Genomic DNA, 6,207 nt, shown 5'->3' on the forward strand with positions numbered 1-6,207 from the left:
GCCGCCACCACCTCGTACCGCCGGCACCGCCCGCACCGGGTGCCTGTCCTCCCGGTGCGCCGCTGGCATGATTGAACCAAGGCCCACCTGCGGGATCACCCGATCCAGGGCCCGCAACAGACCGAGTCGAAGGAGTTAGCAATGACTACCGCCAACACCGAAGTACAGTACGCGAACGCCGAGCAGCTGCTGGCCGCGATCCAGCCGGCCTCCGGGGGCACCGAGGTCCACGACCCGGCCACCGGGGAGCTGGTGGGCCGCGTGGCCGAAGGCACCGCCGCTGACCTGGACGCCGCCGTCGAGTCCGCCCGGGCCGCCCAGCCCGGCTGGGACGCCCTGGGCCATGAGGAGCGCAAGCGCCTGCTGAACGCTGCCGCCGACGCCATCGAAGCCAACGCCGAGGCGCTGGCCGAACTGCTCTCCCGGGAGCAGGGCAAGCCGCTGAACGGGCCGAACGCCCGCTTCGAGGTCGGCGGGGCGGTGGGCTGGCTGCGCGCCGCCACCGCCTATGAGGTGGAGCCGGAGGTCGTGGTCGATGACGGGCAGACCCTGGCCGTCAAGCACTACCGGGCGCTGGGCGTGGTGGGCGCGATCGGCCCGTGGAACTGGCCGATGATGATTTCAATCTGGCAGCTGGCCCCGAGCCTGCGCATGGGCAACACCGTGGTGATGAAGCCCAGCGAGTACACCCCGCTGTCGGTGGTGGCCCTGGTGCACGTGATCAACCAGGTGCTGCCCCAGGGCGTGCTGCACGTGGTGCCCGGCGGGCGTGAGGTGGGGGAGAAGCTTTCCAGCCATCCGCAGATCGCCAAGATCATGTTCACCGGCTCCACCCGCACCGGCAAGGCGATCATCCGCTCCTCCGCGGACACGGTCAAGCGCCTGACCCTGGAACTGGGCGGCAACGACGCCGGCGTGGTGCTGCCGGACGTGGACCCGGCAGCGGTGGCCGAGGACCTGTTCTGGGGAGCCTTCATCAACACCGGGCAGACCTGCGCGGCCCTGAAGCGCCTCTACGTGCCCGAGGCGATCTACGACCAGGTGTGCGACGCGCTGGTTGAGGTCGCCGGGAAGATGCCGATGGGGGTGGGCCTGGAGGAGCAGAACGTGCTCGGCCCGCTGCAGAACAAGGCCCAGTACGACATCGTCGCGGACCTGGTGCAGGATGCGGTGGACTCCGGGGCGCGGGTGCTGCTGGGCGCCAACCCGGATGGGCAGGCGGCCGGCTACTTCTACCCCACCACCCTGGTGGCGGACATCGACCCGCAGAACCGCCTGGTCACCGAGGAGCAGTTCGGCCCGGCCCTGCCGATCGTGAAGGTCAAGGACGTGCAGGAGGCGATCGAGCTGGCGAACTCGCTGGAGGTGGGCCTGGGCGCCTCGGTCTGGTCCGCCGACAAGGCCAAGGCCCAGGAGGTCGCCGCGCAGCTGCAGGCCGGCACCGTGTGGATCAACTCGCACGGCACCATTGACCCGCGGGTGCCGTTCGGCGGGGCCAAGCAGTCCGGTTACGGGCTGGAGTTCGGCCTGGACGGGCTGAAGTCCCTGGCCCAGCCGCAGATCATCAAGAGCTAGCGCCAGGCTGCGCCCACCGGCGCCGGTCACGGGAAACCGTGTCCGGCGCCGGTGGCCGTTAACGTGCGGTGCGGCGGGGCCGAAACCGGGGTGGGGCCAGGTTCAGGGCTTGGGGTTGTGGTGGTACCAGATGTCCTCAATGAACGGTTCGCTGCCGGCGCGCAGCATCACGATGCTCTCCGGGAAGCGGGTGCCGTCGGGCAAGGTGATGTCGATGGTGGCCCAGGAGCCGTTCCAGTAGCCCAGTTCGAAGCTGCTGGGGTGGTAGCGCTGGACGATGTTCGCCTCAAGGTGGCGAGTTGAGCGCTCGTAGCCGTTCCACGACAGGGCGCCAAAGACGGCCGCGATCAGCAGCGCCACACCGCCGGTGAGCAGCTCGATACGGATGGAGGAGCGGGCCTTCCACGTCTGTTCCCCGTCGCGCAACCGGCTGAACCGGCGTCGGCGGAACAGCCCGTGCAGCAGCAGCGGAATGCCAAAGACCACCAGGATGCCCGCGATCCCCAGATGCATCATCGGGGTGAGGTAGTCCACCTCAGCGTATGTCCGTGCATCCATGGTCCAAATCTAGTGCAGCGGATCACCCTGTCAAGGGTTGCCTCCACGCCGGGAACAGCACCGCGGTCCGGGTCCCTGGCCTGCCGGGGACCCGGACCGCGGTGTTTTTCCGGGCTGTGCCGGATTTTGCGTCTATTCCTCGACGAAGCGGTCGGCCACGATGAGGGCCTGTTCCAGCCGGTCCAGTGCCTCGATGAGCACCTCGTCGGGGATGTTCATCGCCGGCACGACGTGCAGCCGGTTGAAGTTGGCCATGGGCAGCAGGCCGGCGGACTTCGCCGCGGTGACCACCTCGTTCATCTGCGGCGAACTGCCCCCGTAGGGGGCCAGCGGTTCTCGGGTGGCCCGGTTCTTGACCAGCTCGATCGCCCAGAACACCCCGGTGCCGCGCACCTCGCCCACCGCCGCGTGATCGGTGGCGAACTGGCGTAGCCGTGGCCCGATGATCTCATCGCCCAACCGCTTGGCGTTGGCGATCATGCCCTCGTCCTCCATGGCGTTGATCGTCGCCACCGCCGCGGCGCAGGCCAGCGGGTGCCCCGAGTAGGTCAGCCCGCCGGGGTAGACCTGCTCGCGGAAGGTCTCGAAGATCGGTTCGCTGATCGCCACCCCGCCCAGCGGCACGTAGCCGGAGTTCACGCCCTTGGCGAAGGTGAGCAGATCCGGGGTGACGTTCCAGTGGTCCACCGCGAACCATTCACCCGAGCGCCCGAAGCCGGCCATGACCTCGTCGGCGATGTACACGATCCCGTATTTGCGGGTCAGTTCGCGCACCCCCTGCAGGTAGCCGGGCGGGGGCAGGTAGATGCCCGCGGTGCCGGGGATCGTTTCCAGGATCAGCGCGGCAATGGTGCCCGGGCCCTCCAGGATGATCGTGTCCTCCAGGTGCTTCAGCGCCCGCTCGGTTTCCTCCGCCTCGGTGGTGGAGTTGAAGTAGGAACGGTACGGGTAGGCCGGGAAGAAGTGCACCACCCCGTCGGTGGCCTTGTCCGAGGCGAAGCGCCGCGGATCCCCGGTGATGTTCACCGCCATGTGGGTGCCGCCGTGGTAGGAGCGGTAGGCCGAAAGCACCTTGTTCCGCCCGGTGTGCAGCCGCGCCATGCGCACCGCGTGCTCCACCGCGTCCGCCCCGCCATTGGTGAAGAAGATCTTGTTCAGATCCCCGGGGGTGCGTTCGGCGATCAGCCGGGCCGCCTCGGAGCGCACGTCGCTGACGTGCTGCGGGGCGATCGTGGCGATCTTGGCGGCCTGCTCCTGGATGGCGGCGATGACCTTGGGGTGCTGGTGACCGATGTTGGTGTTCACCAGCTGGCTGGAGATGTCGATGAGCTTGCGCCCCTCGCCGTCCCAGACATGGGAGCCCTCGGTCTTCAGGATCGTCATCGGGCTGAACGGGCCCTGGGCCTGCCAGGAGTGGAAGACGTGCGCCTTGTCCAGCTCGTAGGCGCGCCGGCCCGCGGCGATCTGCTCGGCGGAGAGATCGCTGGTCAGTTGTTCGGTCATGAGTTCTTTCCTTTACTCAACGAAACGCGTTGGGTGACGTGCGCCGGGGCGCGGCGCTAGTCGTTCTGCGGGAAGCCGAGGTTGATGCCGCCGTGGCTGGGATCCAGCCAGCGCTTGGTCACGACCTTGTTGCGGGTGAAGAACTTGAAGCCCTCCGGCCCGTAGGCGTGCTGATCACCAAACAGGGAGGCCTTCCAGCCGCCGAAGGAGTGGTAGCCCACCGGCACCGGGATCGGGACGTTGACCCCGACCATGCCCACCTGGATCTGGTTTTCAAAGCGGCGGGCCGCGCCGCCGTCGTTGGTGAAGATCGCGGTGCCGTTGCCGTACTTCGAGGCGTTGATCAGCTCGATGCCCTCGTTGAAGCTCTCCACGCGCACCACCGAGAGCACCGGGCCGAAGATCTCATCGGTGTAGATGGACATGTCGGTGCCGACCTTGTCGAACAGCGTCGGGTGCAGGAAGAAGCCCTCACCGTCCGCGTCGGTGGAACCCTCTCGCCCGTCCAGGACCAGTTCGGCCCCGGCGGCCACGCCGGCATCGATGTACCCGGCGACCTTGTCGCGGTGTTCCCCGGTGATCAGCGGGCCCATGTCGCAGCCGCGGGTGCCGTCACCCACGCGCAGCTTCTTGGAGCGTTCGGCGATCTTGGCCACCAGCTCATCGGCGATCGGCTCCAGGGCCACGACCACGGAGATGGCCATGCAGCGCTCGCCGGCGGCACCATAGCCGGCGTTCACGGCCATGTCGGCCGCCAGATCCAGGTCGGCGTCGGGCAGCACCAGCATGTGGTTCTTCGCCCCGCCGAAGGCCTGGACCCGCTTGCCGTGGGCGGTGCCGGTCGAGTAGACGTACTGGGCGATCGGGGTGGAGCCAACGAAGGAGACCGAGGCGATGCGCTCGTCGGTGAGCAGGGTATCCACCGCCTCCTTGTCCCCGTGCACCACGTTCAGCACGCCTTCGGGCAGCCCGGCCTCGGCGAACAGCTCGGCCAGCCAGTTCGCCGCGGTCGGGTCCTTCTCGGAGGGCTTGAGGACCACGGCGTTGCCGGCGGCGATGGCCACCGGGAAGAACCACAGCGGCACCATGGCCGGGAAGTTGAACGGGGAGATGATCGCCGAGACGCCCACGGGCTGGCGCAGCGACTGCACGTCCACCCCGGTGGAGGCGTTTTCCGAGTATTCGCCCTTGAGCAGGTAGGGGGCGTTGCAGGCCAGCTCGACCACCTCCATGCCGCGGGCCACTTCGCCCAGTGCGTCATCCAGCACCTTGCCGTGCTCGGCGGTGATGATGGCGGCCAGTTCGCCCTTGCGCTCGGCCAGCAGCTCGCGGAAACGGAACATGATGGCGGTGCGGCGGGCCAGGGAGGTGTCGCGCCACTTCGGGAAGGCGGTGGCCGCGGCGGCGATGGCGGCCTCGGTGGTGGCCTTCGAGGCCAGGGCGACCTCGCGGGCGACCTCGCCGGTGGCCGGGTTGTAGACCTTGCCGGTGCGGCTCTGGCCCTCACCGGAGAAGGCGGCGTTGTTGACCCAGTGCTGCAGGGTTTCGGTCATGGTGGTGGTCATCGAGGTGGTCCTTTCCGGCACGTTCGGGTGCTCTTGAAAACATCATGGGCCAAAAATATGACGAACCACACAGGCAACGTGTCATGATTTACCTGAAGGAGTTATCGAACTGTAAAGGTTGGCCGTGGGTGAACTGACAATGGCGCAGGTACTGGACCTGGAGGTGGTGCGCGCCGCGGAGCCGGTGGTCTACGGGAGCAGTCAGGATCTGCACCGTCCGGTGCGCTGGGTGCACGTCACCGAATCCCCGGACAACGCCGGGCTGCTCGAAGGCGGGGAACTGGTGCTCAGCACGCTGCGCAACGTGGAACCCAGCCCACGGCGGCTGCGTGAATTCCTCGACGAGCTGCAGCGGGCCGGGGCGGCCGGGGTGCTGATCGAGTACTACTCGGCCGAGCCTGAGGTGTGCCGGGGGTTGTTTGAACAGGCCACGGCCGGACACCGGCTGCCGGTGATCTGGCTGCGTCGGCGGGTGCGGTTCGTGCAGATCACCGAGGTGATCCACAAGCTGCTGGTGGCCGAGCAGTTGCGCGTGGTCGAGTTCTCCCGGCACGTGCATGAGATCTTCACCGAGCTCTCGCTGAGCGAAGCCGATGAACACATGATCGTGGAGCGCACCGCCGAACTGCTGCAGGCCCCGGTAGTGCTCGAAGACGTCCGCCACCGGGTGCTCGCGCACGCCGGGGCAGGGCAGGGGGCCGCCTCGGTGCTGGAGCACTGGATCAGCCGCTCGCGGTTCGTGGCCTACGCCGAATCCACCGGGCGCAGCCACGGGGCCGAGGACTGGCTGCAGACCCCGGTCGGTGCGGTCAAGAGCCGTTGGGGCCGGCTGGTGGTGCCGGCCCGGCTGGAGGATGAAGCCAATGCCGCCCTGGTGCTCGAACGCGCCGGTCAGACGCTGACCATTGCCCGGCTCTCCGGGCGCGACCAGCGCGAACTGCTCTACCAGGCGCGCACCTCACTGCTGCACGAACTGCTGCAGCACCATTCGCTCTCCGCCGGGGAG

The 6,207-nt window shown here is 68.2% G+C and carries 5 protein-coding genes; 2 read left to right on the forward strand and 3 right to left on the reverse strand.

The features are described from left to right. Positions 1-141 precede the first annotated feature (141 nt). Positions 142-1,575 carry an aldehyde dehydrogenase family protein gene (locus RCJ92_RS08520; RefSeq protein WP_396277119.1) on the forward strand — a complete coding sequence of 478 codons (1,434 nt, stop codon included), beginning with the start codon at positions 142-144 and terminating at the stop codon, positions 1,573-1,575. A 102-nt stretch (positions 1,576-1,677) separates the two neighbouring features. On the opposite strand, the gene RCJ92_RS08525 is transcribed toward RCJ92_RS08520, so the two are convergent. The 3 genes from RCJ92_RS08525 to RCJ92_RS08535 form a co-directional block, all read right to left on the reverse strand. Beyond that, positions 1,678-2,133, reverse strand: a complete 456-nt coding sequence (locus tag RCJ92_RS08525) for a hypothetical protein (RefSeq protein ID WP_421014152.1) — start codon at positions 2,131-2,133, stop codon at positions 1,678-1,680. Positions 2,134-2,265: 132 nt separating this feature from the next. Beyond that, positions 2,266-3,636 carry an aminotransferase class III-fold pyridoxal phosphate-dependent enzyme gene (locus RCJ92_RS08530; protein WP_446754318.1) on the reverse strand — a complete coding sequence of 457 codons (1,371 nt, stop codon included), beginning with the start codon at positions 3,634-3,636 and terminating at the stop codon, positions 2,266-2,268. Between the two features lie 56 nt (positions 3,637-3,692). Next, complete coding sequence (locus RCJ92_RS08535; protein WP_138926713.1) at positions 3,693-5,201, reverse strand: CoA-acylating methylmalonate-semialdehyde dehydrogenase; 1,509 nt, start codon at positions 5,199-5,201, stop codon at positions 3,693-3,695. 124 nt (positions 5,202-5,325) lie between these two features. Here RCJ92_RS08535 and RCJ92_RS08540 point away from each other — a divergent pair. Beyond that, positions 5,326-6,207, forward strand: an 882-nt coding sequence (locus RCJ92_RS08540) for a PucR family transcriptional regulator ligand-binding domain-containing protein (RefSeq protein WP_446754319.1), incomplete at its 3' end; no start/stop codon positions are given.

The sequence above is a fragment of the Glutamicibacter sp. BSL13 genome, from assembly GCF_052928425.1.